This window comes from Arthrobacter sp. FW306-04-A, assembly GCF_044358315.1.
In the GTDB taxonomy this organism is placed as follows: Bacteria; Actinomycetota; Actinomycetes; order Actinomycetales; family Micrococcaceae; genus Arthrobacter.
On record NZ_CP084559.1, the window covers coordinates 1814038 to 1837798 of the forward strand.

A 23761-nucleotide genomic window follows, 5' to 3' on the forward strand; every position below is an offset into this window, starting at 1 on the left:
CCCTTCTGGGTCACGAGATTGGGGCGGCAACGTGTTTCCCTTCATGGAACGTGGCGCCGAATGAGCGCCGGGACGCCCCGACTCGATCCAGGTAGGGCGTCAAGCCTCCGTTAATGTATGGCCAACCGGCTCCCAGGAGCAGGCACAAATCGAGATCTTCAACGTTGGATACGACTCGCTCGCTAAGCATGATCCTTGCTTCGTTGGCTAGACCGTCTTGGATGCGGTGAAGGAGGTCCGTCATGCCAATGGGGGCTACACCGGTTTCGAGGACTTCCTGTGCGGCGTGGGTCCATCCGACAACGCGGCCGTTCTCGTCCCTCTCCAACACATCGCCTTGAATCGTGGCCAGCCGATGGAGGTTTTCCGAGGCGAAGAATCGGTCCGGGAATGCGTCGTGCATGGTGTCCTGCACATGTGCGGCCACTTTCCAACCCACCAAGTCGATGAGTTCGATTGGACTCATTGGAAGTGACAATGAGGCAAAGGCGCGTTCGACGGTTTCTAGCGAGGTTCCCTGCTCGATAGCGTGGGCAGCTTCCCCCATAACTTTGGCAAGGATCCGGTTCACCACGAAGCCCGGTGCGTCGGCTGTCAGAACCGCGGTCTTCCCAAGAGCCTTGGCTGTGGCGAAAGCGGTAGCCAAGGTCTCTTGGTTTGTCATGGGTGTCGAGACGATTTCGAGCAAGGGCATTGCAGCGACGGGGTTGAAAAAGTGGAAGCCAACTAGGCGTTCGGGGTTCTCTAGTGCAGTGCCGATCTCCTCGACTGAGAGGGACGATGTGTTCGTCGCCAGGACGGCCTCAGTGGAGATGATTGGTTCAATCGATGCCAGGGCCTTCTGCTTGACGCGTGTCTCTTCGAACACTGCCTCGATGACGAAGTCGCAGTCCGCGTACTCAGCTAGATCGGTTGACGCCAAAATGAGGCTTCGGATCCGGTTTGCCGTGTCGTGGTCGAGCCGCCCCTTCGCCTCCAGTCCGCCGATCTCTTCGTGAATTCGGTTAACTGCCTCGGTCACCCTGAGCTCGTCGAGGTCGCTGATCAGGACTGGAACCCGAAGCCTGGTGGCGAAAAGTAGTGCGAATTGGCGTGCCATCAGGCCCGCCCCGATGATGCCAACTTTTGTGATCTTCCGGGCAGAAGCCGAATCGGGAGCGCCTGAAGGGCGTTTCGAGAGCTTCTGCACCGTGTTGAAGGCGTAGAGGGATGCCTCGAACTGCTCCCCGAGGATGAGCTCAGTAAACTCCCGATCCTCGCGCTCGAATGCTGCTATGCGGTCGCTGTCTTTGGCATTTTCAATGAGTTCGAGAGCTGCGTATGGAGACTTGGGAACGGTGCCGACCTTTCTGGCGAGACGGCTACGTTCGGCCTTAACCGCTGCGGTCCACCGCGTACCATGCTCGTCGGCGCCGGGCTGCTGGTCGCGGATGACCGAGCTAGACCCTGCCAAAACGGAATCCGCCCACTTCAGAGAGTCCTCAAGGAAGGTCGACGCGGGGAAGAGCGCATCGACCATGCCTAGTTCTACGGCTTGCGCCGCTGCCACGGTTCCGCGGTTCTTGAGTGCGTCACTGACCATGATTTTTATTGCGGCGTCAACTCCAATGAGGTTCGGAAGCAGGAATGTGCCGCCCCACCCGGGAAGGAGTCCGATCCCCACTTCCGGCAGTCCAAGGACAGCCGACGGGTGGACCGTGCGATAGTTCGTGTGGAGGGCAATTTCGAGGCCACCACCGAGAGCTGTCCCGTTGATGAATGCGAATGAGGGCACGCCTAGATCAGAGAGCCGTCCAAGCGCGTGATGGCCAAGCTGGGCCAGTTGCATCGCGGCGTCCCTTGAAGCGATCGCGGGCATCATGGACAGGTCGGCTCCCGCGGAGAACGCCCGGCCGGTGCCGATGATGCCAACGGCATGGATCTCCCCGGCGGTGGCGCGGACCTTCAGTTCGTCGAGCATATGCTTGAGTCCCGTCAGCGAGGTTGTCCAGAGCGTGTTCGGCCTGCCCGGCTGCTCGCTGCGGAGTGTGATGAGAGCAAGCAATCGGCCGCTGCCGAGCTTGATGTCCCGGACGCGCGCCCGGGTTGGAACTTCATCGGTGCTGATGGAGATGATTTCTGAGAAGTCTGTTTGGTCATACTGGCCCGAGGACATGGCTCAATTCCGCCTTCCGTAGTAGTGGGGGTTCTCCCAGATCACGGAGCCGCCCTGTCCGAGCCCTACGCACATGGCGGTGAGTCCATACTGAACGTCCGGTCGTTCTGCGAACTGGGCGGCCAGTTGGGTCATGAGCCGGACACCTGTTGCAGCAAGGGGATGTCCCATCGCAATGGCGCCGCCCCACGGATTCACCCGGGGATCGTCGTCTTCAATGCTGAAATGGTCGAGGAGCGAGAGCACTTGGATGGCGAATGCTTCGTTCAGTTCGAAAAGGCCGATGTCGTCGATAGTGAGGCCGGCTTTGCGAAGGGCCTTCTCTGTCGATGGGATCGGCCCGATTCCCATGATCTCGGGGTCGACGCCGGCGAATGCGAACGACACAAGACGCATCTTGGGGGCGAGTCCGAATTCTTCAACTGCCCTGCTGCCTGCCAGAAGGCTGATGGTTGCGCCGTCAGTGAGGGGAGATGATGTTCCGGCCGTGACCTTGCCGTGGGGTCGGAACGGTGTCCGTAGGCCCGCTAGTCCTTCCATGGTTGTCTCCGGTCGCCGGCCCTCGTCTTCCACGGCTAAAGACATAGCTCCTTCGGAGTCGGTAACGGCGACCGGCACGAGATCGGGTTGGATCTTGCCTGCTTGATACGCGGCGTGCGTTTTGTGCTGGCTGTGCATTGCGAAACGGTCGGCGCGTTCCTTCGTTAGTTCGGGGAAACGGTCGTGGATCCGCTCAGCGGTTGCTCCCATGTTCAATGCCTCAGGGGAGACCAGTCCTTCGGCGGCCAGGCGGGGATTGGGGTCGACGACAGTGCCGAAGGGGTGACGACCCATGTGTTCGACGCCGCCGGCGAGGGCAAAGTCGTAGGCACCGATGCCGATTCCGCCGGAGGCGGTCGTGACGGACGTCATGGCGCCGGCGCACATGCGGTCGATGGCAAACCCAGGGACAGACTCCGGAAGTCCGGCCAAGAGCGCGGCCGTCCTGCCCAGAGTCAGGCCCTGGTCTCCCTGTTGGGACGTCGCGGCAATGATGACCTCGTCGATGCGTTCGGCGGGAACATCGGGGTTTCGTGCCATGAGCCCGGCAATTGCTTTGACGGCAAGGTCGTCCGCGCGGGTGTTGTGGTACATGCCTTTTTCGCCCGCGCGGCCGAAGGGGGTCCGCACTCCGTCGACGAAGTACACATTCGTGGGTGTGGTCATTTTTTGCCTGCTTTCCATGAGAGGTGCCCTGGTCATCCGTTCGCCATCGAAGCGGTATCGAGCACAAAACGGAACTTCACGTCGCCTGCGACGAGGCGGTCGTAGGCCTCATCGAGGTGGGAGGCGTCGATCACTTCGACTATCGCGCCGATCTCGTGTTTGCTGCAGAAGTCGAGCATCTGCTGCGTTTCCTGGATGCTGGCGATTCGGGATCCCGCCAAAGCTCTGCGGTTGACAATGATCGAAAACGCATCCAAGGACAGCGGCTTGCTGGGCACTCCAATGCTGACGAAGACCCCATCGAGCATGAGGAGCCCGAGGTAGGCGTCGAGATCTACATTCGCCGGGACGGTCGAGATGATCAGATCAAGGCTTTGACCGAGCTCCGCGAACGCCTTCGGATCGGTTACGGCATAGTATTCGTCCGCGCCGAGGGCGATTCCGTCGTCCTTCTTATCGAGGGAGAGGTCGAACACCGTCGTGTGAGCTCCGAGGGCTTTCGAGATCTGGACAGCAACATGTCCCAGACCGCCGAATCCAAGGATGCCCACCCTGCGGCCCAGGCCCGCACCCCATCTGACCATCGGCGAGTAGACCGTGGCTCCCGCGCATAGTAAGGGTGCGATTCGCTCAAGCGGGAGATTCTCTGGCAACCTCAGAACGAAGTCCTCGTTCACGACGATCTTCTCGCTGTAACCCCCGTAGGTGGAGGACCCGTCCGACAACCGCGTGCCGTAAGTCTTCGTATTGCCGTTGAGACACTGCTCTTCATGCCCGAGCTTGCAGTTTCTACATTCCCTGCAAGAGTCGACCAAACAGCCCACCCCTGCACGGTCCCCGACGGAGAATTTCGTGACCTCCTCGCCGACGGCGGACACCATGCCTGCAATTTCGTGTCCGGGGACAATCGGAAATTGATTATGTCCCCATTCGCTGCGGGCATGGGAGACGTCCGAATGGCATATACCGCAGAACAGGATGTCGATGAGCACGTCCTGCGGCCCGACTTCCCGGCGCTCGATAGTCGTGGAAGTGAATCTTGCGCCAGGCGCATCCGCGATTCGTGCGTTGACCATCGCCATCAGCCGATCGCCTGGTATTCGGTGAACTCTTCAACGCCGAACCGGCCGAATTCGCGTCCTATGCCGGAGAGTTTGAAGCCGCCGTGCGGCGCCCTGGGATTGATGGGGGAGCCATTGATGCGAATTCGCCCGGCACGTACTCGCCGTGCAACCCTCTTGGCGCGTTCGGCGTCACCGCTCCAGATCGCGGCCGCAAGGCCGTAGTCGCTGTCGTTCGCAATTTCGATCGCTTCGTCGTCGCCGTCGAAGGGGATGAGTACAACGACCGGGCCGAAGATCTCCTCGCGTGCAATCCGGTTCTGGTTGTTACCTGAGAAAACAGTGGGACGCACGAAGTATCCGCGGGACAGACCGTCCGGCGCCTCGGGGCCGCCTGTCATCATGCGCATGCCCTCATCGAGCCCTGACCGGATATAAGTGCGGATGCGGTCGCGCTGTGCTGCAGTCGTCACAGGTCCCAAGGTGGTTTTCGGATCGAATGGGTCGCCGAGGATGTAGCTGTCAGCCTTCGCCCGGGCGATCTCCTCGGCTTCCGTGAGCCGGGCCCGTGGAACGAGCACCCGGCTGAGGCCTCCGCATACCTGACCGGAGTTGCGGAATGAGTCTTCCATTCCGTCGCTGATCGCGGTCTCCAAGTCTGCGTCCGGGAGGATGATGTTTGCTGACTTCCCACCCAATTCCAGAGAAACACGTTTGATCGATCCCGCAGCGAGCTGCATGACGCGCCGACCTGCGCGCACAGAGCCGGTGAGCGAGACCATGTCGATGAGTGGATGGGTGGCGATTGCCTCGCCGACAATCGGGCCCGTGCCGGAGACAAGATTGAATACGCCCTCGGGGAGACCCACCTCGGCTACGGCTTCGGCGAAGATGAAGGCGCTGAGTGGCGCGACTTCCGTGCCCTTAAGAACAACAGTGCAACCGGCGGCCAGAGCAGCCCCCGCTTTCATGCACACCATTTTGAGAGGGGCGTTCCATGGCGTGATGGCCCCGACGACGCCGGCAGGCGCGCGGTGGACGATCGTGTTCCCGACGCGCTCATCCCAAGCGATCTCGTCCAGGCTCTCTGCCGCGATTCTCAGATCCGCGATCGCAGTGGAAGTCTGGGCGGTAGCAGCCTGCTTTGCCGGCTGCCCGACCTCGCTGACGATTGTGCGGGTGATTTCCTCGGCCCGGGCTTCGAGAGCATCCGCCAGCTTCTTAAGGAGCAGAGCGCGTTCCTGGGTCGATGTCTGCGACCAAGTCGGGAAGGCGGCGGCGGCTGCGCGTGCAGCGCGGTCGACGTCCTCCGGAGTTCCTGCGGGAATCGTCGCGAGCTGCTCTTCCGTCGTCGGGTTTATGACTGCGAGGACTTCCGTCCCCGACGATTCCGTCCACTTTCCGTCAAGGAATATCTGGTTGCGTTCGATCATGGAGGGATCCCTTCGCGCCGTTGCTCATGGTCTTAGTCCAAGCGCCCAGGACGGAACTCCCCGAAGGAGGCCTGATTTGCGCTTGAGTTCTTATATGCGATCAATAGTTCATATATGGGTATAATGGGGACGTTACGGCAACCACTTCAACGCTGTCAAGGTCGACAGGATCGGGGAAGAACGAATGAACGAACAGCATTTCCGCCACGCGACGCCTGAGTTCCGTACGTTCTGGGGGGAAGGGGCACTGACGTCCCTTCCCGGCGAGATGAAGCGCGTAGGATCCCAGCGGGCTGCCATCATCTGTAGTGCTTCAATGCTTCGACACCCGGAGGCGTTGGCCAAGGTGGAAGCGGCACTCGGCGATCGCCTCGCGGGTCGCTTCGAAGGTGCACAGGAACACAGCCCATTGCCGGCCGTCGAGAACGCGCGATCCTTCCTTAGTGAGGTGCGGGCGGACGCCATCGTCGTCGTCGGCGGAGGGTCGGCGATCGTCACGGCTCGAGCTGCGTCGATTTTGCTGGCCGAGCAAGCCGGTGTCCGAGAGCTCTGCACGAGGCGGGGCCCTGATGGGCGTCTCGTCAGTCCGCGCTTGACCGCACCGAAAGTGCCCCAATGGATCGTTCCGACCACGCCAACGACGGCCTATGCCAAGGCCGGTTGTGCAGTTCGGGACCCAGCCACGGGCGAGCGACTCGCCCTCTTCGATCCGAAGGCGCGCGCGCAAGGGGTCTTCTTCGATCCGATGCTGGCATTGACGGCGCCGGCGCCGCTTGTTCAGTCCTCGGCCCTCAATGCCTTTGCGATGTCCATTGACGGATTGCAGTCAGACACTGATGACCCGCTTGCCCATGCCCTTCTTATGCATGCGTTGCGGCTTCTCGTCAAATGGCTCCCGGAGGCCTCGATCGCTCCTGATCCCCAGCAACGCCTTCGCCTCATGCATGCTTCCCTCCTTGCTGGACAGGGAAGTGACTATGTGGGCACGGGCCTCGCGCAAGCCCTGTCCCACACAATCGGGCCTTGGTCGTCTACGGCCAACGGCGTCGTCGAGGCTATGCTGCTGCCCCACACCATGCGCTTCAATGCCGAAGTAGTCGGCGCCCGCCTCTCTGCCTTGGCTCCCGTTCTGAACCATGGCGGTTCGCGACAGTCCACCCCGGAACGGGTTGTGGCTACTGCTGAAGAGTTCCTCCGGTCCCGCGGCGTACCGGGCCGGCTGCGCGATGTAGGCATTGCCAGGGACTCGCTGGACGCCGTCGTCGACCATGCAATGGAAGACTGGGCCATTACCCGCGTGCCCCGTCGCGCGAGCCGCGAGGACTTAACCAAGCTCCTTGAGGGGGCTTGGTAGCTTGACAGCCTCCGGGCTGGCGACCCGGTAATGCGGCCCATTGACGACCGCCGGAGTGAAGAGTAGCTTCAAAGAAGTTCCCATTTGGGTCCTTTAGTTCTTATATACGAACTTGGGAAGATGTATGTCAATGTGGCTTTCAGGCCCGCCGGCCTCTGCGACACGCTAAATGAGTCTGCGTTCCCATGCCCAATTTGCACGATCGACCGCCCGTGCGGTCAAGAGAGGACATCATGATTGCCCCGGAAATGCTGATAAGCGAATTCGAAACCAAGACCGGCCACACTGGACTCCTTATCGACGGACAATGGGTGGCTTCGGCCTCAGGGGAGACATTTCCCGCTCTGGATCCCGGTACGGGTGAGGTGATCGCGGAGGTTGCCCGGGCCGAAAGGTCGGATGTCGATGCGGCCGTGGCCGCAGCCCGTCGGGCCTTTGCGGAAGAGCGTTGGCTGCGCCTGACGGGCCAGGAGCGAGGTGAAGTTCTCTGGCGGGCCGCGGATCTCATGCGCGCGCAGGCTGACCGGTTGGCCGAGTTGGAGAGCCGCAACATGGGTATCCCCGTCAGCCAGGCCCGGACCATGGTTCTTGAGGCGTCCGCGCAGTTCAGGTACTACGCGGGCTGGGCGGACAAGATCCACGGTCGGACGATTGACCTTGGTCCGGGCGGACGTCGCGTCCAGGGGTACACGTTGCGTGAGCCTGTCGGCGTTGCCGCCCTTATCGTGCCATGGAATGCACCACTCATCTCGGCCGCGAAGAAACTTGCCCCCGCTCTCGCCGCAGGATGCTCCTGCGTCCTGAAGCCAGCCAAGGAAACGCCCCTGACGGCCCTGTGGCTCGGACAGATTCTCCAAGAAGCCGGTGTTCCCGACGGGGTTGTCAACGTCGTTACGGGCTTCGGAGAGACTATCGGCGCAGCCTTGGCGGAGCACCCCGGAGTGGACACGGTTAGCTTCACTGGTTCGACTGAGGTGGGACGGTCTATTGTCCTCGCAGGGACGGCCAACATGAAGAAGCTCTCACTCGAGTTGGGCGGAAAGTCTCCCGTGATCGTCATGCCGGATGCGGATCTCTCGAAAGCGATCCCCGGCGTTGCCGGCGCCGTTTTCTGGAACACAGGGCAGGTGTGTGCCGCAGGAACCCGACTATTCGTGCACGAGGCGGTCTTCGATGAGGTTGTGCAAGGAGTGGCGGAGATCGGCCGCTCGCTCAAGGTGGGTTACGGGATGGACCCGGGCGTTGATCTAGGTCCACTCATCTCGCAGAAGCAACTCGACCGTGTGACCGCTTACGTAGAGGGGGGCCTCGACGCCGGTGGTCGTGTGGTGAGCGGCGGTTCTCGAATCGGAGACCGCGGATTCTTCTTCGAACCGACCGTCGTCGTCGATGTAGACCAGTCCATGGCTCTCATGCGGGAAGAAATTTTCGGCCCCGTACTCGGAGTCATGCAGTTCAACGATGTTGAAACCGCCATCGAACTGGCTAATGACACTCCGTATGGGCTGGCCTCGAGCGTGTGGACCAGGGACGGCGCGGCGGGGCACTCCATTGCCCGTCGGCTTCGTGCCGGCCGTGTCGGCATCAACATTCACCGTGCGGGCGGCGTCTACATGCCAGCCGGCGGATATCGCCAGTCCGGCTGGGGGCGCGAGAACGGGCCCGAAGGGCTTGAAAGCTACCTCGAGACCAAGTCCGTGGTCGCCGAACTGGGAAGTTGAGCCGAGCTGTTGACCCAAGCAAGAAATCCTAGTAAATTCGCAACTACGAATATTAGTTCGCATATCCGAATGAGGAGACAATGACGTCAAGCCACACCACCGAAAAGGCCGAGATCGGCGCGGAACTAGTCCGCGCCACCTTCACTGACGAAATGCTTGAAGAAATGCGGGCACTCATCGGCACCGAGCTTCGTACGGCGGCCTCCGTAAACAATGAGTACGCCACACGCTTGGCCATCCTCCGCTTCGCAGAGGGCATCGGCGATGACAATCCCCTATGGACCGACGAAGATTATGCGACCGCGAGTCCCCATGCAGGATTGATTGCACCGCCGAGCTTCATTTTCTGCTGCCTCGGATCGATCCAGGTCGGATGGCGCGGTCTCGGCGGATTCCACGCCGAGACCAACATCAACTTCCATCGTCCTATCCGGGTCGGAGACCGAATCACTGCCAAGGTCGTCTTCGACGGCTTCGACGGTCCAACGGATAGCTCTTTCGGCGGCCGACGCATTAAGGATTACCTGCGGCAGGAATACAGGAACCAAGACGACGAGCTCGTTGCGACTTTCATCTGCTCGCGGATGAGGTTCGAGCGGGGCGAGATGCAGGAACGGCGAGAGTCCCGCGCGATCGAGCTCCCGCACCCCTGGACCGACGAAGAACTGGCTGCCATCGAGGACCAGATCCTGGCCGAATCTCCGCGGGGTGCTGTGCCACGGTATTGGGATGACATCAACGTGGGCGATGAGCTCGACGTCATCACCAAGGGACCGATCGGCCTCACGGACGAGATCGCCTTCATTGCCGCCGGGGCGGCACCGATTCCCCGGTTGTCGGCTCATGGTGTCGCGCTTAGCCGGTACCGCAAGCATCCGAGCTGGGCATACCGGGATCCCAACACCGGTGCCCTTGAGCCGGTTTACTCAGTGCATTACAGCGACTATGCCGCGCGGCTACAGGGCGCACAGATGGCCTACGATGTCGGAATCCAGCGGACCTGCTGGCAGATCCACTCACTGACGAACTGGATGGGCGACGCAGGGTTCCTCAAGTCGATCCATGGTCAGTACCGTTCTCACGTCTACCTGTCCGACGTCGTCCGGCTGGGTGGACGCGTGATCGAAAAGTCGATCGACGACTCCGGCGACCACGTAGTTCGCATCGAAACCTGGGCCGAAAACCAGCGCGGGCAGAACGTCATGCCGGGCTCCGCCGTCGTAAGCCTTCCCAACCGCACCGAAGCAGAGCTCCTTCCCCTGGAAGGAGAAGCCTGATGTCAACGGCTATTGATGAGTGGGGCGGAAATGTCGGCGTCGTCGACATGGAAGGGGTGCCCTTCCGGATGTACACGAATCGTCCGCAGCACCTGGGCTCGCTTCTTGCATTTGCCAACCGCTGGGATCATCGCCCTCACATCGTGCAAGGTGAAAGAGTCGTCAGCTTCTCGGACCTCCGGAGCGCGATAGCGGCACAGGCAACCGACTTGCGGAGGCTGGGGATACGCGCCGGCGACAGGGTCATGATCCTCGGGTGGAACAGTGCTGAATGGATCACGAACTTCTGGGCAAGCGTCGCGGCCGGTGCTGTTCCCGTCCTTGCCAACGCCTGGTGGAGCCCGAATGAGCTCGAAGATGCCTTGGACAGAATTGCACCGTCACTCGTTTTGGCGGACGAAAGAAACGCAAAGCGCATCCCGGCGGGCTGGGAAACCGGTTCATGGACTGCGCCGGCCGATGGTTCTTCCGAAGTGGAGACTTCGGTAGCCAAGGGTGATGAGAACGAGCCTGCGGTCATCATCTTCACCTCCGGAACCGAACGCCGGCCGAAGGCAGTGGTGCTGTCTCACCGGTCCTTGCTGGCCGGGCTCCAGATGCTCCTGCACATCACCAAGCGATTGCCCCAACAGATCGGTGAGGAGACGGGAGAAGCTGCGCTGCACACGGGTCCGATGTTCCACATCGGTGGAGTGCAGACCCTGCTCCGAGCGATCACGGTGGGCGACACCCTGGTTATGCCCAGTGGACGCTTCGACCCGGAAGAAGCCCTTCGCCTCATCGAAGAATGGAAGATCCGGCGATGGAGCGCAGTTCCGACCATGGTGTCCAGACTGCTCGAGCATCCGGATGTCCAGACGAGGAACCTGCGGTCATTGCGCTCACTCACAGTGGGCGGAGCCCCTGTGCATGCCGAGTTCCTCGAGCGTATCCGGACAGGCCTCCCTGGTGTGGAACCGCGCATTGCCACTGGATATGGGTTGACCGAGAACGGCGGCCAAGCAGTTGCCGCTTCAGGCAAAGACACCACTGACAGGCCTGGGACGACCGGAAAGCCACTTCCCTGCGTGGAGATCTCCATTGCGCCGGCGGCTGATTTCGACGCCGGGGAGATCCTCGTCCGGAGCCCCACTCAGATGAGCGGCTACATCGGAGAAGAGGAGTCTCCTATAGACAGCGAGGGTTGGCTGCACACGGGAGACCTCGGTCATCTTGACGAGGATGGCTACCTCTGGATCACAGGCCGCTCGAAGGACATGATCATCCGGGGAGGCGAAAACATCGCACCTTCAGCCGTTGAGGCGGTGCTTGCCCAGCTTCCGATGGTCTCCGAATCGGTAGTCTTCGGTGTTCCTCATCCGGACCTGGGCGAGGAAGTAATGGCTATCGTGGTCGCGCCGGGCGCTACAGCAGACGAGTTGCGAGCAGGCCTCCATGGAAGGCTGGCTTCCTTCGCTGTGCCCAGTCGGTGGAACATCCGGACTGAACCGCTGCCGTTGAACCACGCGGGCAAGATCGACCGAGCGACTTTGGTGGCGGAAGGGCGGGCCGAGGTTGTTTCGACAGGGGGGGCAGGAATATGAGCGAACTCGTATCCACCCGGGTCGAGGGGGGCATCGCAATTGTCGAGATGCACCGGCCGCCAAGCAACTTCTTCGATGAGGCCATGCTCGCGGAACTCGCATCTGCGGTCATCGAGCTGGATGCGGCCCCCGATGTCCGCGCCATCGTCCTGTGTTCGGAGGGCAAGCACTTCTGCGCCGGTGCGGACCTCCGTGGCGTGGATGCGAATGGGCTCCGAAGCGTCTATCGGCAGGCGTTCGCAATTTTCACTGCGCGCAAGCCGATCGTCGCTGCTGTCCAGGGAGCGGCAGTCGGTGGGGGACTGGGACTGGCGTTGGCCGCAGATTTCCGGGTCGCCACAGGCGACAGCCGCTTCACCGCCAACTTCGCCAGGCTGGGTTTCCATCACGGATTCGGTCTCTCCGTTACATTACCGGCCGTCGTCGGACGCCAACGGGCTCTCGACCTGCTCTATACCGGCCGTTCGATTCGGGGCGGTGAGGCATTTGAAATCGGCCTTTGCGACCGTCTGGTCGAGTCCGACCCCAGGGAAGCTGCCGTGGGTCTGGCCGCGGAAATCGCAGAATCCGCTCCGCTTTCATTGCTCGCCATTCGGGCCACTATGCGTCGTCAACTCGTCGCAGACGTGCATGCAGCGCTGGATGTGGAAGCGACGGCCCAGTCGCACCTCCTGGGTACCGCGGACTTCGGTGAGGGCGTTGCGGCATCGGTCGCAAAGCGCCAGCCTGCGTTCGTGGGCAGATGAATCGCACTCATAGGCAGGATGAGGTTAGATGGCTGTCGTGACCAATATTCCAACGCAGGACTCCGACCGCGCACCGCAGAACCACCGGACCATCGACAGGGTGACGCGGATTATCGAAGAGGTTGTCTACAACCCCGGGATGAGTTTCGCCGAACTCGCTCGAGTCTTGGACGCCCCGAAGAGCTCGGTGCACGGGTTCATTCGTGGACTCTTGGCAGCTGGATGGCTGCACGAGGACAATCACCGGTTCTATCTGGGCCCAGCGGTGTATGGACTCACCCTCGCCACTGGCCACATACGCGCGGGACTAGTGACTGACACGGACGTTGCTGCGCTACACGAGGCAACGGGAGTCACCACCTTCCTTGGGGTCAAGGCTGGCGACCACCTGATCTATGTCTCCGAAGCAGGGTCGGAAACCCTTGGCGGATTCGGAGCGCGCAGTAACATTCGACGCACTCTTCTTGACACGGCAGGCGGCAAAGCCATCCTGGCGTCACTTTCTGACACTGAGCGCAACGCCTACTTTCGACGCTGCACACCCGAGGAGGCGAACCTTGTTGAACAATTCCTGGCCGAATTCGACGACATAAGGAAGACACGACTCGCCCAGAACACCCTTAGGGGCGGAGCGCGATACGCCATTGCAACGACAGTGCAGAATCAGTCCGGACAAGTGGTCGCCGAAGTCACGCTCGTCGGCCCGACCTCCGAAATGAAACCAAGGGCGGAAGAACTTGGCAGGCTGCTGCTTGAGCACGTGGACTCCTGGAGAAACCGGTCTACAAAAGCCCGCGAGGCACTCTAGCCAGTTCGTTTCGCCGCCACGCTTTCAGGCATCGACCGATAGAAATCCAAAACACGCAAGCCGGGTCGGAACGGACCTGGACAGATTTGTCGTACCCAAAGGAGGGGACGTTGACCAAGGTTGCTGCTCGTGCAATGCGCGGGCCGGAGGACACTTTTGAGACAATGCTCATTGACCGGCGCGAGCTCGGTCCTGAGGACATTTACATTGAGATTGCTTATGCAGGGATCTGCCACTCGGATGTGCATCATGCACGTGCTGACTGGGGGCACACCATGTACCCGATCGTGCCCGGGCACGAGATAGCCGGCGTTGTCACGGCCGTGGGGTCTGCCGTGACCAAATTCGCGATCGGCGACCGGGCCGGAATCGGCTGCATGGTGGACTCATGCAGGAAGTGCGACTACTGCCGGGCGGGCCTTGAGCAGTATTGCCGCGAGGGACACGTTCTCGCCTACAACATGATCGACCGCGAGGGGCGTCGCACATTTGGCGGATACAGCGAAAGTATCGTCGTCGATCAGGCCTTCGCAGTAAAGATTCCGGGGAACATCCCGCTTGAGCAGGCCGCGCCGCTCATGTGTGGGGGAATCACCCTCTATTCGCCATTGCGCCATTGGAGCGCTGGCCCCGGGAAACGCGTCGGAATTATTGGCTTCGGCGGTCTGGGCCACATCGGCACACAGATCTCGTCTGCGCTTGGCGCACACACGATCGTCTTCAATCTGAATCCCGCTGCGAGAGAGGACGCACTGCGTCTGGGCGCCGACGAATTCCGAACCACTACTGAGCCGAACGCATTTGATGGCTTGGAAGGCTCGCTCGACCTCATCATCTCAACTGTGCCTGCCAAACTTGACCTCGATGCATACCTACGACTCTTGGATGTCGATGGAACTTTCGTGAATCTCGGCGTGCCTGTTGAACCGCTAAGCATTGTGCCCCACTCCCTGCTCATCAACCGTCGCTCCATTGCCGGGTCCTCCATCGGCGGCATAGCCGAGACCCAAGAGATGATCGACTTCTGTGCAGCGAAAGGGATCGGCGCTCAGGTCGAGGTCATCGATGCGAATTCCATTGATGACGCCTATGACCGCCTCAGCCGGGGAGATGTGCGATACCGCTTCGTCATCGATACGAGCACGATCAGAGCAAACGCCGAGACTCCCGTCATAGCCGAGCATGCCGCGATCTAATGCCGCACGGAAGGATCCCATCTCGTCCGGTGGGGTGCGACCGGCAAGCGCCAAGCAGTACGCCCAGCACCTCAACGGAGGGATTCCGGATCCCGAGGAGTTCCGACCCGGCATCTGGTCGTTCGCCATCCCGTTCCTGCCGGGCGTCCCCTACACGCTGTGCTACGTCGTCGAGGACTCCGCTAAGGGATTTCATGTCATCGATCCAGGCGCGGATACACCGTCAAACCGCGATCGTCTGAAATTGAATCTGTTGTCGATAGGGGCCGGTCTTGATGATATTCGTTCGGTCGCAGTCACTCACCTGCATCGTGACCACCTTGGCCTCGCTGCATGGTTGATTGATCAGAACGATCTCGCTATCCAACTTCACATCGATGATCAGGAAGATCTGATCAGCGGTGCGTCCAATGCGCGCTATTCCGATGACCTGGAGGCATTGGGGCTGCGATGGGGGGTCCCTGAGAACGAGCGCAAGCGACTGCACACGGGAGGCGGAACTGCGGGGGCCAGCCCGATTCCGGCTCGCATCCGCCCGCTCGATGACAGTGAGGTGCTGCCGATTCCCGGCCGGACCGTGCGTGTTCTGCACACTCCCGGGCACACGCGCGGTCATGTCTGCTTTTCGCTGCCCGACGAGGGGCTGCTCCTGAGCGGCGACCACGTCCTGCCGCACCTGAACCCGGGGATAGGCCGTGGTGGCCCGGGCGGGGAGAATCCAGTGGGGGAGTACCTCCTTTCACTGGAACGACTGGCGCAGTACGACGACGGCGAGACGGCACCGGGACACGGTTATCGCTTCTTCGATCTCGGTGCGCGCAGGACGCGAATCAGAGATCATGTGCTCCGTCGTGCCGGCGAGGTCACCCAAGCACTGAAATCCACGCCACAGGCCACCACATGGGGGCTCGCGTCATCTCTCTCGTGGGGCGGGGGCTGGACAAACCTTTCCGCCACTCGTCTTCAGTCAGCACTCGCGCAAACTGAGATGTATGTCGAGTTTGTTGGTGCCTTGCCCATGGGACTCCATTTGCCCTAGGGGCTCACGCTGCCGGAAGGTGTTCAGCCCTGGAGGAGCCCGTTGCGTCGTAGCCAGGATTCGATGTCCGGTCCTGAGTCCCGGACCCGCTCGCCCCGGATGGCGAGTCCTTCACCGATGATCGCGCCACGACAGGATTGGGCGTAGTCCCTTTTTGTGGTTCCGAGCCCGCTCATTGCATGGGTGGTGACCGGGTGGACGGTTTTGCCGGCGAAGTCGTGGCTCTCGGCGAACGTGGTCATGATCATGGGTGCCCGGACGTTCCAGATGCCGCTGGCGAGCAGCACCGTGTCGTACTGCTCGATGGAGAGCAGTGGGCCTGAGATGGCCGGGCGGGCGTTCTCGTTCTGTTCCTGGACATTGCGCGCGACAGTGGCGTCGTAGTTCACGGAATACGGCTCGGCCGGGTCGACGCGGTGTACGTCGCAGGTGATGAGTGCGCTGAGCATGCCGGCCAGCACTTCGGTATTGCCGACGTCAAGGTGAACGCGTCCGCCGTCGTGGTAGTTCTCCCCGGCGCGTGAGAAGTAAACGAGCAGAACCCGCTCGCGATTGCCGCCGGGCACGGGCGTGGTCTGGGCAGGCTGCGTTTCTCTTTGGGGGGTCATGGTGTTGTTCGGCGCTCCTGTACTGCAGCTTGCCGTTCCGGCGGCGATCATCGCAGCGCCGAGACCCGTCACGGCCGAACGCAGGACGATGCGCCGGCCAATGGCTTGCAGCTTCGTCGGCATGGTGGTCTCCCGGATCGGTTCCTCGCGTTCCCGCGGCCGGGGCGGCCGCGGGAACGCGAGGAAGGATGGGTTAGTTGATCCTGCGTCCGCCCAGCCAGCTGACCATGGCGGGGTCGCGGTGGTCGAAGAAGAGGCTGGCACCGGTGTCCAGGGTGGCGATCTGGTTCATCTGCTCCTCTGTGAGGGCGAAGTCGAAGACGTCGAGGTTCTGGGCCATCCGTTCCGGCCGGACTGACTTGGGGATGACGACCACTTCTCGCTGGATGAGCCAGCGGAGCACCACCTGGGCGACGGACTTGCCGTGCGCTTCGGCGATGGCGCTGAGGAGCGGGTTGGTGAACAGCTCGTTGCGGCCTTCGGCGAAGGGCCCCCAGGATTCGATCTGGATGCCGCGTTCGCGCATCAGCGCCTGGTCGGCGGCGCGCTGGTGGAAGGGGTGGGTCTCGATCTGGTTGACGGCCGGGACGATCTCGTTGTGGTCGATGAGGTCAACTAGCCGGTCGGGGTGGAAGTTCGAGACACCGATCGCGCGGGCGAGGCCGTCCTTGTGGAGTTCCTGCATGGCGCGCCATTCGCTGTAGTAGTCCCCGAGCGGCTGGTGGATCAGGTACAGGTCGAGGTAGTCCAGTCCGAGCCGGTTCAGCGAGTTGTCGAAGGCCCGCTTGGTGTCGTCTTGGACGCTGCCGGTGGGGGCGTGCTGGATCCAGAGCTTCGTGGTGATGAATAGTTCGTCGCGGGCGATCCCGCTCGCCTTGATCGCCGCGCCGACGGCGGCCTCGTTCAGGTAGGAGGCGGCTGTGTCCAGGTGGCGGTAACCGGCGTCGAGGGCGGCCTCGACGGCGGCCTGGGTTTCCTCGTCGGGGATCTGGAAGACGCCGAAGCCGAGGATCGGCATTTCGACGCCGTTGTTAAGGGTGACGCTCTTCATGACAGACATGGGTCCTTACGTGCAGGGAAACTGAACAGACTCAAGTCAACCAGTCCGTGCGTGCGCGTGGGAGGAACTGTTGTGCGGTGTACTGGCAGTTCCTGTTAGGGCCGGTCCGGGTCGCTCACAAACCGGACTGGCGAAAAGTGTACTGACAGTGACTCCCACGCGAGGTGGGACTGACGTACCGTCGGTTCTATGAACTACAGCAACGATGTCCGCGAGTTTTTGACGACCCGGCGGGCGCGAATTACCCCCGCCAAGGCCGGGCTCCCTACGTTTGCAGGCACTCGCCGAGTAGCGGGGCTGAAGCGGGAGGAGGTGGCAATGCTCGCGGGGATGAGTACCGAATACTATGCCCGGCTCGAACGGGGCAATCTCCGCGGCGTGTCCGAGCCGGTCCTGGAATCTCTAGCCTCTGCGCTGCAGCTCGATGAAGCTGAACGAACGCACTTGTTTAACCTAGCCCGGGCGGCGATGGCCGCATCACGACCGGCGCGTACCCGAAAGCCTCGCACAGAGCTGCGCCCGAGCATTGAAGGGGTGCTACGCGGGATGTCTGGCACTCCAGCCTATGTCCGCAACGCACGGATGGACATCGTTGCTGCGAACAGCCTCTGCTTCGCGCTCTATGCAGGCGTCCTTGAACCCGAGACATTACCCGTCAATCTGGCTCGATTTGTGTTTCTCGATCCGAGATCGCATGACTTCTTCGTTAAATGGGATTCCATTGCCGATGACCTCGCATCTTCGCTGCGAGTGAGATCCGGGAAGAGCCCAACCGACTCCGCACTGAAGTCCCTCGTGGGTGAGCTCATAACAGGGAGCCAAGACTTCGCAACGCGCTGGGCTAGACACGACGTGCGATTCCATCGCACCGCACGGAAGGTTTTGAGGAACCCGGTTGTCGGGGAGATCGAACTTACTGGCGATTCCCTCGAACTGCCCGGAGAAGACCTGACGATTGTCGTTTATACCGCCGAGCCGGGAAGCCGTGACCAAGAAAAGCTCGATTTCTTGGCCAGCTGGAGCTCGGACCAGCGTGCCGCCGGTAAGTCGGGTGCTGCTGACCAGTCTGTGGAGTCCGAGGCCAGGAAGTCCTCCCAGGACCACTGACCTAACCGCGCTCCAAGAACCTCATCTGTGCTGCAGGGCGCTCCCGCCGGAAGAGTATATTGTGGGAAAATAGAGTTGGACGCGGCCCGTGGGGTCGAAGGGCAGATCGCCGGCATACGGCAACGGGAGCAAATGTGTATACGGCCAACAACGGCGAGGGACCGCCCGAGACCCTCGTGGCCTATGCGAGCCGGCGGATCCAGACCGCGATCGCACAAGGAGAATATGCGCCTGGTTCTCGCCTATCACCTCGAACTATTGCGAAAGCTCTGGGCATTTCCCACATACCCGTGCGGGAAGCGCTTGCGTCGCTGGCAGCCCGGGGATATGTCGATCATTTGCGGGCCAACGGATACTTTACGACTAATCTCACCCAAGGCGATCTTGAGGACATCTATCACTGGCGTCGGATCCTTGAGCGTGAGGCCTATCTCATGGCTGTCCCGAAGCTGACTGAAGACGACGTCTCTAAAATGCGCGCACTGTTGGACGAGATGGGCAAGAAGACTGCGCCCGAAGACCGTCTGCGATACCTGGAATTGAACCGGCAGTTTCACTTTGTAGCTTTCGAGCGCACGGGCTCGACGCGATTGCTCCACTTCCTGAACTACCTGTGGGATGCTCGGGAGCCCTACGCTGCAGTCGGACTCGTTGACAGCACCACCGGATACAAAGACCATTTCCGTCTCATGCCACACTTTGAGCAGCGCAACGCGCAGGGCGTGATTGAGGCTATGGAAGGGCACCGGGAGTTCCTCGTGAAGCGGAGGGCGGCCGTTTCGGAAGGTGACCAGCCTGAGGAGTCCGGCGAATATTTGAAAAAGGTCTGACGCGTCCAAAAGACCCGTCACTTCGGAAGTTGATAATGGGCATTGTCGACGAAGGCCCCGGTGATTTTATGACAAAACTCACCGGGGCCCTCATGAATCCGCTCAGGAGGCGTCGACCCGTGCTCCCGGGCCAGTAGGCTCCGAGGAGTCGACGGGAATAAGTCCCCGCTCGCGGAGTACCCCTTCTGCCACCTTGAAGGCTTCGCCGGCTGCCGGGAGCCCGCAATATACTGCGGTGTGGAGGAGGATCTCCTGGATTTCCTCGGGAGTGCACCCGTTGTTGAGCGCCCCCTGCAGGTGGTGCTTGAGTTGCGCGGGACGATTCAGGGCCGTCAGGATGGCAAGGTTCAAGATGCTCCTGAGCTTCTTGTCGATCCCGTCACGTCCCCATACTCGACCGAAGCAAACCTCATCGGAATAGTCCTGGAGGGGAGCATTAAAGGCATTTCGCTGCTCGTCCCTTTGGTCGAGATAGGGGGCTCCCATCAAATCGGTGAGGATTTGACGTCCGGTATCCCGTTCGTTCACGTGATTCTCCAATGTATTCGTGATGTTTTTGCGATCTGGTATCTAGTCTCAAATTAAGGATCGACGTTGGCTTTACGGATCGAGAGCAAGAACCTCTTGGATCACTTCCTGGGGCACGCTGATTTCGACGCCGGCACGTTCATTCTGCAGGGACATTGGGGATCGTGAGTCTCGTGAACCCCACCCCCTGTCCAAGGCCTCTTGGTAGTCCTTGTATGCGGCTTCGATGCATCTCATTGGCACATTCATCGAATTGGCAAGTTCAAGCGCCAGACCAATGTCTTTGTTGACAAGCGTGACGGTGAAAGTGGGCGGATCATAGTTTCCGTTCAGGTACTTTTCCATCCGATCGAATGTCCGTGTTCGGCCGATGGCCCCGTTCCGGAGCGCCTTCCAGAGCGCGGACGGCTCCACGCCCGATTTGACTGCCATGGAAAAGACTTCTGCTGTAACGATGCGGATCGCTGCGCTTGCAGCATTATGGGCCAGTTTGGTGCTTGTTCCGGTGCCGATGTCTCCCATGTACATCACCTCGTCTCCTAGAGCTTTCAGGAGATGAAGGTGCTGTTCGAACGTCGTGGAGTCACCGCCGACATAGATCGCGAGCTTACCGCTGCTCGCTCCGGCGGGTCCGCCACTCACTGGCGCATCGAGGAAAGAAACGCCGACGGCGCGGCAGGCCTCGAAGACCTTGTGCAGTGTCGCGGGCGAATTCGTCGACATATCGAACCACACAGAGCCTTGCTGCATTGAAGCCAAGAGCCCATCTTCGCCGAGTCCGACAGCCTCCATCTCGCGAGGTCCCGGCAATGAGGTGAAAATCACGCTCGCCTCGCGACCGATCTCCGCAACCGAATCTGCCCATCGGGCCCCGCGCTCAATAAGCTCGATTGCTGCCTCTTTCCGGACATCGTGAACTAGGAGCTCATGACCCGTCGAGAGCAGGTTGTGTGCCATGCCTTTGCCCATGGCTCCCAGGCCGATAAAGCCCAGCTTCAATTCATTTTCCATTTTGTAATACCTCGACTACGTGTCCTTGTTGGGCTGATGATTGCTTTTGATGGGGTGGAGACGCGCTGAAAATGCGCACCGACCTTGCTTGCGCCGGTTGTCACCCATGCACTGACTGGTACTCAAGGAACTCTTCGATCCCATGTCTTCCCATCTCCCGGCCGATGCCGGAGAGCTTGAAGCCTCCGTGGGGAGCCCGCATGTCGATGGGAGTTCCGTTGATGCGTACTCTTCCGGTTCGAATCCGTCCCGCCACCTTACGGGCACGAGCCGGGTCTGCCGCCCAAACGGCGCCGGCAAGACCGTAGCTGGAATCATTGGCGATGCTGATTGCCTCGTCTTCATTCGAATACGGAATGAAGACAACAACGGGTCCGAAGACCTCGTCCCTGGCGATTCGCGATTGATTGTCGCCAGTAAAGAGCGTCGGCTTGACGAAGAATCCACGCTCCAGCAGTTCAGGTTTTTCCGGACCTCCCGTGAGCAACCGGGTGCCGTCGTCGAGTCCACGCTGGATGTGGGAACGCACGCGGTCGCGCTGGTTCGCATTTGCGACGGGGCCGAGCGTTGTTGCCGGGTCGTAAGGGTCGCCCAATACATAGCTCTCAGCCTTGGCAACTGCGAGTTCTTCTGCTTCGCGCAACCTCGATTTCGGAACCAGAACCCGGGAGAGAGACCCGCAAACCTGGCCTGAGTTGCGGAAGGCGTCTTCGAGGCCCAGCGTGATCGCGTGCTCCAAGTCTGCATCCTCCAACACCACGCTGGCCGATTTGCCGCCGAGTTCAAGCGCCACTCGCTTGATAGAACGACTCGCCAGCTCCATGACGCGTTGACCTGCACGCACGGATCCGGTCAGGGACACCATGTCCACGAGCGGATGGGAGGCAATAGCCTCGCCAACCTCAGGCCCATCCCCAGCGACGAGGTTGAACACTCCAGGCGGAAGTCCCGCCTCCGTTACCAGGTCGGCAAGAACGAAGGACGTGAGCGGGGCGACTTCGCTGCCCTTCACGACGACGGTGCAGCCAGCCGCGATAGCTGCGCCGGCCTTGAGAACGACCGACCTGAGGGGACCGTTCCAAGCACCGATGGCTCCGACCACCCCTGCAGGAAGTCTTTGCACCACGGATGTTGAAGACCTGATAGGTTCTCTCCACACGATGTCCCGGAGCGAGTCCGCGTAGTTTCGGAGATCTGCAATCGGAGTGGCAGTCTGGGCATTGCCGGTCTGCGCTAGCGGCTGGCCAATCTCGGAGACGATCGTCCGCGTAATGTCGTCGGCTCGCTCCTCGATCAGGTCCGCGAGTTTGCGCAGGACATGAGATCGCTCTTCGATGGAGGAACGCGACCACTCCTGAAAGGCGTCGGCAGCTGCACTTGCGGCATGGTCGACGTCGACCGCTGTTCCGCGAGGAACGGTGGCGATTACTTCCTCCGTGACAGGATTGACGACGTCAATTGAATCCGTCGCGGTGGAGTCAATCCACTGTCCGTTCACGAAAATCTGGGTATGTTTTAGCATTTCTCTCTTCCAAGTGGGTTGGGACGAGTTCCCGTCCATTGCTATCCCGGCACAGGCTGTGCCATCTGGATCCGCGGGAACACTCGCGTTGACATGTGTAGGTGTTGAGAGTGTCAGTCAGTTCTTCACGTCGGTGTCTACGCGGTCAAGCTCATAATTTCGCGTTTCTTTGAGCGCAACTATGCAAAGCAAGCTGAGCAGGCAGACGAATGCCAGCAAGAAGCCAAAGGCGAGGCTGCCCCAGCGTTCAATGACGATCGGAGCAATAATGGGCGGAAGCGCGCCGCCGATCATTGCGGCGACGCTGTACGAGATCCCTGCAGCCGTGTAGCGGTAACGCGTGTGGAAGAGCTCCGACAAGAAGGCTCCGACAGGGCCGGTAACGACCCCGGATATGAGTGACGTCAGAGGCATGCCGATCGCGAAGGCCCATCCCGTCTTCATGTCGAGAATGGGGAACAGCGCGAGAGTCCATACCGTACCTGCCGCAGCGCCGACGATCATCACCTTTCGACGCCCGATGCGATCGGACCACGCGCTGCCGATGAGAATTCCGACCCCGGTCATGAGTCCTCCGACCGTCGCAATCGCGAGGACGAATGTTTGATCCATGCCCAGGGTCTTAGAGCCATAGGAGGTCAGATAGGGTCCGCCGACGTAGACGAGGGCCATAAGGCAAATCATGGATCCTATGGCGAGGAAGATTTGGCGGCTCTGCACACGGAAGGCTTCAAGGAACGGCGCGCGGGATCGTGTGCCGCGGGCCTGTTGCGAGATAAAGACCGGGGTTTCGCTGACTCTAAGACGCACCCACAGGCCGAGAAGAACCAAGACTGCGCTGGTGAGGAACGGGATTCTCCAGCCCCAGGCCACAAACGCCTGCGGGCTCATCGTGAGGCTGGTCAGCAGGAAGGTGAGGTTCGTCAAGATGATGGCCCCGCTGCCGCCCAGGTTGGGCGCTGCGGACCACAAACCCCTCGACGCCTTAGGAGAATGCTCGGAAACAAAGAGGACCGCCCCCGCATACTCACCGCCGGCGGCAATACCCTGGAAAATCCTCAGCGCGGTGAGAAGGAGCGGCGCCACTACCCCTATCTGCGACGCCGTAGGCAGAAGACCTACAAGGAATGTCGAGATTCCCATCATCAGCATCGTCGCCACCAGGCTGCGCTTACGGCCGAGGATGTCTCCGAAGTGACCGAAGATGATGCTTCCAAGCGGTCGTGCCGCAAAAGCTACGCCAAAGGTCGCGAAAGAGGCCACAGTGCCAGCGGCCGGACCCAGCGCCGGAAAGAACACCTGCGGAAACACGAGCGCCGCGGCGGTTCCATAGATACCGAAATCGTAAAACTCAATAACCGTCCCGATGAAGCTGGCGAACAGCACCCGCCCTCTACCCTGACGGGCTTTGGGCGTTGCTGTGGTTTCGGATGAGCTAAGTTGGTCCACCCCAAGGTGATCGGACATGTCTTCTCCATTGAAGGTCGGTGGTTTAGCAGACTCAGTGCGTCTTCAG

Annotated in this window: 20 protein-coding genes; 10 read left to right on the forward strand and 10 right to left on the reverse strand. The window is 60.9% G+C overall.

The genetic code is table 11. The features are described 5' to 3' along the window. Positions 1 to 10: 10 nt before the first annotated feature. Genes LFT43_RS08275 through LFT43_RS08290 form a run of 4 tightly spaced genes read right to left on the reverse strand, consistent with a single transcriptional unit; the run spans position 11 to position 5855 of the window. Entirely contained in the window at positions 11 to 2155 is a 2145-nt protein-coding gene (locus LFT43_RS08275; RefSeq protein WP_395802151.1) for a 3-hydroxyacyl-CoA dehydrogenase NAD-binding domain-containing protein, read from the reverse strand. Positions 2156 to 2158: 3 nt separating this feature from the next. Further along, a complete protein-coding gene (locus LFT43_RS08280; RefSeq protein ID WP_395802153.1) occupies positions 2159 to 3361 on the reverse strand; it encodes a thiolase family protein in 1203 nt (400 codons plus the stop codon). Positions 3362 to 3393: 32 nt separating this feature from the next. Then, on the reverse strand, positions 3394 to 4443 hold the full coding sequence (locus LFT43_RS08285; RefSeq protein WP_395802155.1) for an NAD(P)-dependent alcohol dehydrogenase: 1050 nt from the start codon (positions 4441 to 4443) through the stop codon (positions 3394 to 3396). Next, positions 4443 to 5855, reverse strand: a complete 1413-nt coding sequence (locus LFT43_RS08290) for an aldehyde dehydrogenase family protein (protein WP_395802157.1) — start codon at positions 5853 to 5855, stop codon at positions 4443 to 4445. Before LFT43_RS08290 ends, LFT43_RS08285 begins: the two co-directional genes overlap by 1 nt. Before the next feature lie 184 nt (positions 5856 to 6039). On the opposite strand from LFT43_RS08290, the gene LFT43_RS08295 reads away from it, so the two are divergent. The 8 genes from LFT43_RS08295 to LFT43_RS08330 all read left to right on the forward strand — a co-directional run bounded on the left by LFT43_RS08295 (position 6040) and on the right by LFT43_RS08330 (position 15579). Then, complete coding sequence (locus tag LFT43_RS08295; protein WP_395802159.1) at positions 6040 to 7209, forward strand: iron-containing alcohol dehydrogenase family protein; 1170 nt, start codon at positions 6040 to 6042, stop codon at positions 7207 to 7209. A 233-nt stretch (positions 7210 to 7442) separates the two neighbouring features. Further along, on the forward strand, positions 7443 to 8930 hold the full coding sequence (locus tag LFT43_RS08300) for an aldehyde dehydrogenase family protein (protein ID WP_395802161.1): 1488 nt from the start codon (positions 7443 to 7445) through the stop codon (positions 8928 to 8930). A gap of 80 nt (positions 8931 to 9010) precedes the next feature. Further along, entirely contained in the window at positions 9011 to 10207 is a 1197-nt protein-coding gene (locus LFT43_RS08305; protein ID WP_395802163.1) for a MaoC family dehydratase N-terminal domain-containing protein, read from the forward strand. Beyond that, positions 10207 to 11790, forward strand: coding sequence for a class I adenylate-forming enzyme family protein (locus tag LFT43_RS08310; protein WP_395802165.1), 1584 nt, complete (start codon positions 10207 to 10209; stop codon positions 11788 to 11790). The genes LFT43_RS08305 and LFT43_RS08310 overlap by 1 nt, the downstream gene beginning before the upstream one ends. Continuing rightward, on the forward strand, positions 11787 to 12536 hold the full coding sequence (locus LFT43_RS08315) for an enoyl-CoA hydratase/isomerase family protein (RefSeq protein WP_395802167.1): 750 nt from the start codon (positions 11787 to 11789) through the stop codon (positions 12534 to 12536). Before LFT43_RS08310 ends, LFT43_RS08315 begins: the two co-directional genes overlap by 4 nt. A gap of 37 nt (positions 12537 to 12573) precedes the next feature. Then, complete coding sequence (locus LFT43_RS08320) at positions 12574 to 13344, forward strand: IclR family transcriptional regulator (protein WP_395802169.1); 771 nt, start codon at positions 12574 to 12576, stop codon at positions 13342 to 13344. Positions 13345 to 13454: 110 nt separating this feature from the next. Next, positions 13455 to 14540, forward strand: a complete 1086-nt coding sequence (locus tag LFT43_RS08325; protein ID WP_395802171.1) for an NAD(P)-dependent alcohol dehydrogenase — start codon at positions 13455 to 13457, stop codon at positions 14538 to 14540. Positions 14541 to 14574: 34 nt separating this feature from the next. Then, on the forward strand, positions 14575 to 15579 hold the full coding sequence (locus LFT43_RS08330) for an MBL fold metallo-hydrolase (protein ID WP_395802173.1): 1005 nt from the start codon (positions 14575 to 14577) through the stop codon (positions 15577 to 15579). 23 nt (positions 15580 to 15602) lie between these two features. On the opposite strand, the gene LFT43_RS08335 is transcribed toward LFT43_RS08330, so the two are convergent. Together LFT43_RS08335 and LFT43_RS08340 are read right to left on the reverse strand one after the other, a co-directional pair. Continuing rightward, the gene (locus tag LFT43_RS08335; RefSeq protein ID WP_395802175.1) at positions 15603 to 16310 is read right to left on the reverse strand and encodes a flavodoxin; all 708 of its coding nucleotides are present in this window, start codon (positions 16308 to 16310) and stop codon (positions 15603 to 15605) included. Between the two features lie 70 nt (positions 16311 to 16380). Further along, a complete protein-coding gene (locus LFT43_RS08340; RefSeq protein WP_395802973.1) occupies positions 16381 to 17238 on the reverse strand; it encodes an aldo/keto reductase in 858 nt (285 codons plus the stop codon). Positions 17239 to 17436: 198 nt separating this feature from the next. Here LFT43_RS08340 and LFT43_RS08345 point away from each other — a divergent pair, with 198 nt between their 5' ends. Together LFT43_RS08345 and LFT43_RS08350 are read left to right on the forward strand one after the other, a co-directional pair. Further along, positions 17437 to 18354, forward strand: a complete 918-nt coding sequence (locus LFT43_RS08345; RefSeq protein WP_241709932.1) for a helix-turn-helix transcriptional regulator — start codon at positions 17437 to 17439, stop codon at positions 18352 to 18354. Between the two features lie 134 nt (positions 18355 to 18488). After that, entirely contained in the window at positions 18489 to 19184 is a 696-nt protein-coding gene (locus LFT43_RS08350) for a GntR family transcriptional regulator (protein ID WP_395802177.1), read from the forward strand. Positions 19185 to 19286: 102 nt separating this feature from the next. On the opposite strand, the gene LFT43_RS08355 is transcribed toward LFT43_RS08350, so the two are convergent. The 4 genes from LFT43_RS08355 to LFT43_RS08370 form a co-directional block, all read right to left on the reverse strand. After that, complete coding sequence (locus tag LFT43_RS08355) at positions 19287 to 19712, reverse strand: carboxymuconolactone decarboxylase family protein (RefSeq protein WP_395802179.1); 426 nt, start codon at positions 19710 to 19712, stop codon at positions 19287 to 19289. A gap of 72 nt (positions 19713 to 19784) precedes the next feature. Then, on the reverse strand, positions 19785 to 20723 hold the full coding sequence (locus LFT43_RS08360; protein ID WP_395802181.1) for an NAD(P)-dependent oxidoreductase: 939 nt from the start codon (positions 20721 to 20723) through the stop codon (positions 19785 to 19787). Positions 20724 to 20823: 100 nt separating this feature from the next. Then, entirely contained in the window at positions 20824 to 22245 is a 1422-nt protein-coding gene (locus LFT43_RS08365) for an aldehyde dehydrogenase family protein (RefSeq protein ID WP_395802183.1), read from the reverse strand. A 117-nt stretch (positions 22246 to 22362) separates the two neighbouring features. Next, entirely contained in the window at positions 22363 to 23712 is a 1350-nt protein-coding gene (locus tag LFT43_RS08370) for an MFS transporter (protein ID WP_395802185.1), read from the reverse strand. Positions 23713 to 23761 lie beyond the last annotated feature (49 nt).

Coding starts and splice junctions, on each gene's coding strand:
- LFT43_RS08275 (WP_395802151.1), bottom strand. CDS start 2,155: ATGTCCTCGGGCCAGTATGACCAAACAGACTTCTCAGAAATCATCTCC.
- LFT43_RS08280 (WP_395802153.1), bottom strand. CDS start 3,361: ATGACCACACCCACGAATGTGTACTTCGTCGACGGAGTGCGGACCCCC.
- LFT43_RS08285 (WP_395802155.1), bottom strand. CDS start 4,443: ATGGCGATGGTCAACGCACGAATCGCGGATGCGCCTGGCGCAAGATTC.
- LFT43_RS08290 (WP_395802157.1), bottom strand. CDS start 5,855: ATGATCGAACGCAACCAGATATTCCTTGACGGAAAGTGGACGGAATCG.
- LFT43_RS08295 (WP_395802159.1), top strand. CDS start 6,040: ATGAACGAACAGCATTTCCGCCACGCGACGCCTGAGTTCCGTACGTTC.
- LFT43_RS08300 (WP_395802161.1), top strand. CDS start 7,443: ATGATTGCCCCGGAAATGCTGATAAGCGAATTCGAAACCAAGACCGGC.
- LFT43_RS08305 (WP_395802163.1), top strand. CDS start 9,011: ATGACGTCAAGCCACACCACCGAAAAGGCCGAGATCGGCGCGGAACTA.
- LFT43_RS08310 (WP_395802165.1), top strand. CDS start 10,207: ATGTCAACGGCTATTGATGAGTGGGGCGGAAATGTCGGCGTCGTCGAC.
- LFT43_RS08315 (WP_395802167.1), top strand. CDS start 11,787: ATGAGCGAACTCGTATCCACCCGGGTCGAGGGGGGCATCGCAATTGTC.
- LFT43_RS08335 (WP_395802175.1), bottom strand. CDS start 16,310: ATGCCGACGAAGCTGCAAGCCATTGGCCGGCGCATCGTCCTGCGTTCG.
- LFT43_RS08340 (WP_395802973.1), bottom strand. CDS start 17,238: ATGAAGAGCGTCACCCTTAACAACGGCGTCGAAATGCCGATCCTCGGC.
- LFT43_RS08345 (WP_241709932.1), top strand. CDS start 17,437: ATGAACTACAGCAACGATGTCCGCGAGTTTTTGACGACCCGGCGGGCG.
- LFT43_RS08360 (WP_395802181.1), bottom strand. CDS start 20,723: ATGGAAAATGAATTGAAGCTGGGCTTTATCGGCCTGGGAGCCATGGGC.
- LFT43_RS08365 (WP_395802183.1), bottom strand. CDS start 22,245: ATGCTAAAACATACCCAGATTTTCGTGAACGGACAGTGGATTGACTCC.
- LFT43_RS08370 (WP_395802185.1), bottom strand. CDS start 23,712: ATGTCCGATCACCTTGGGGTGGACCAACTTAGCTCATCCGAAACCACA.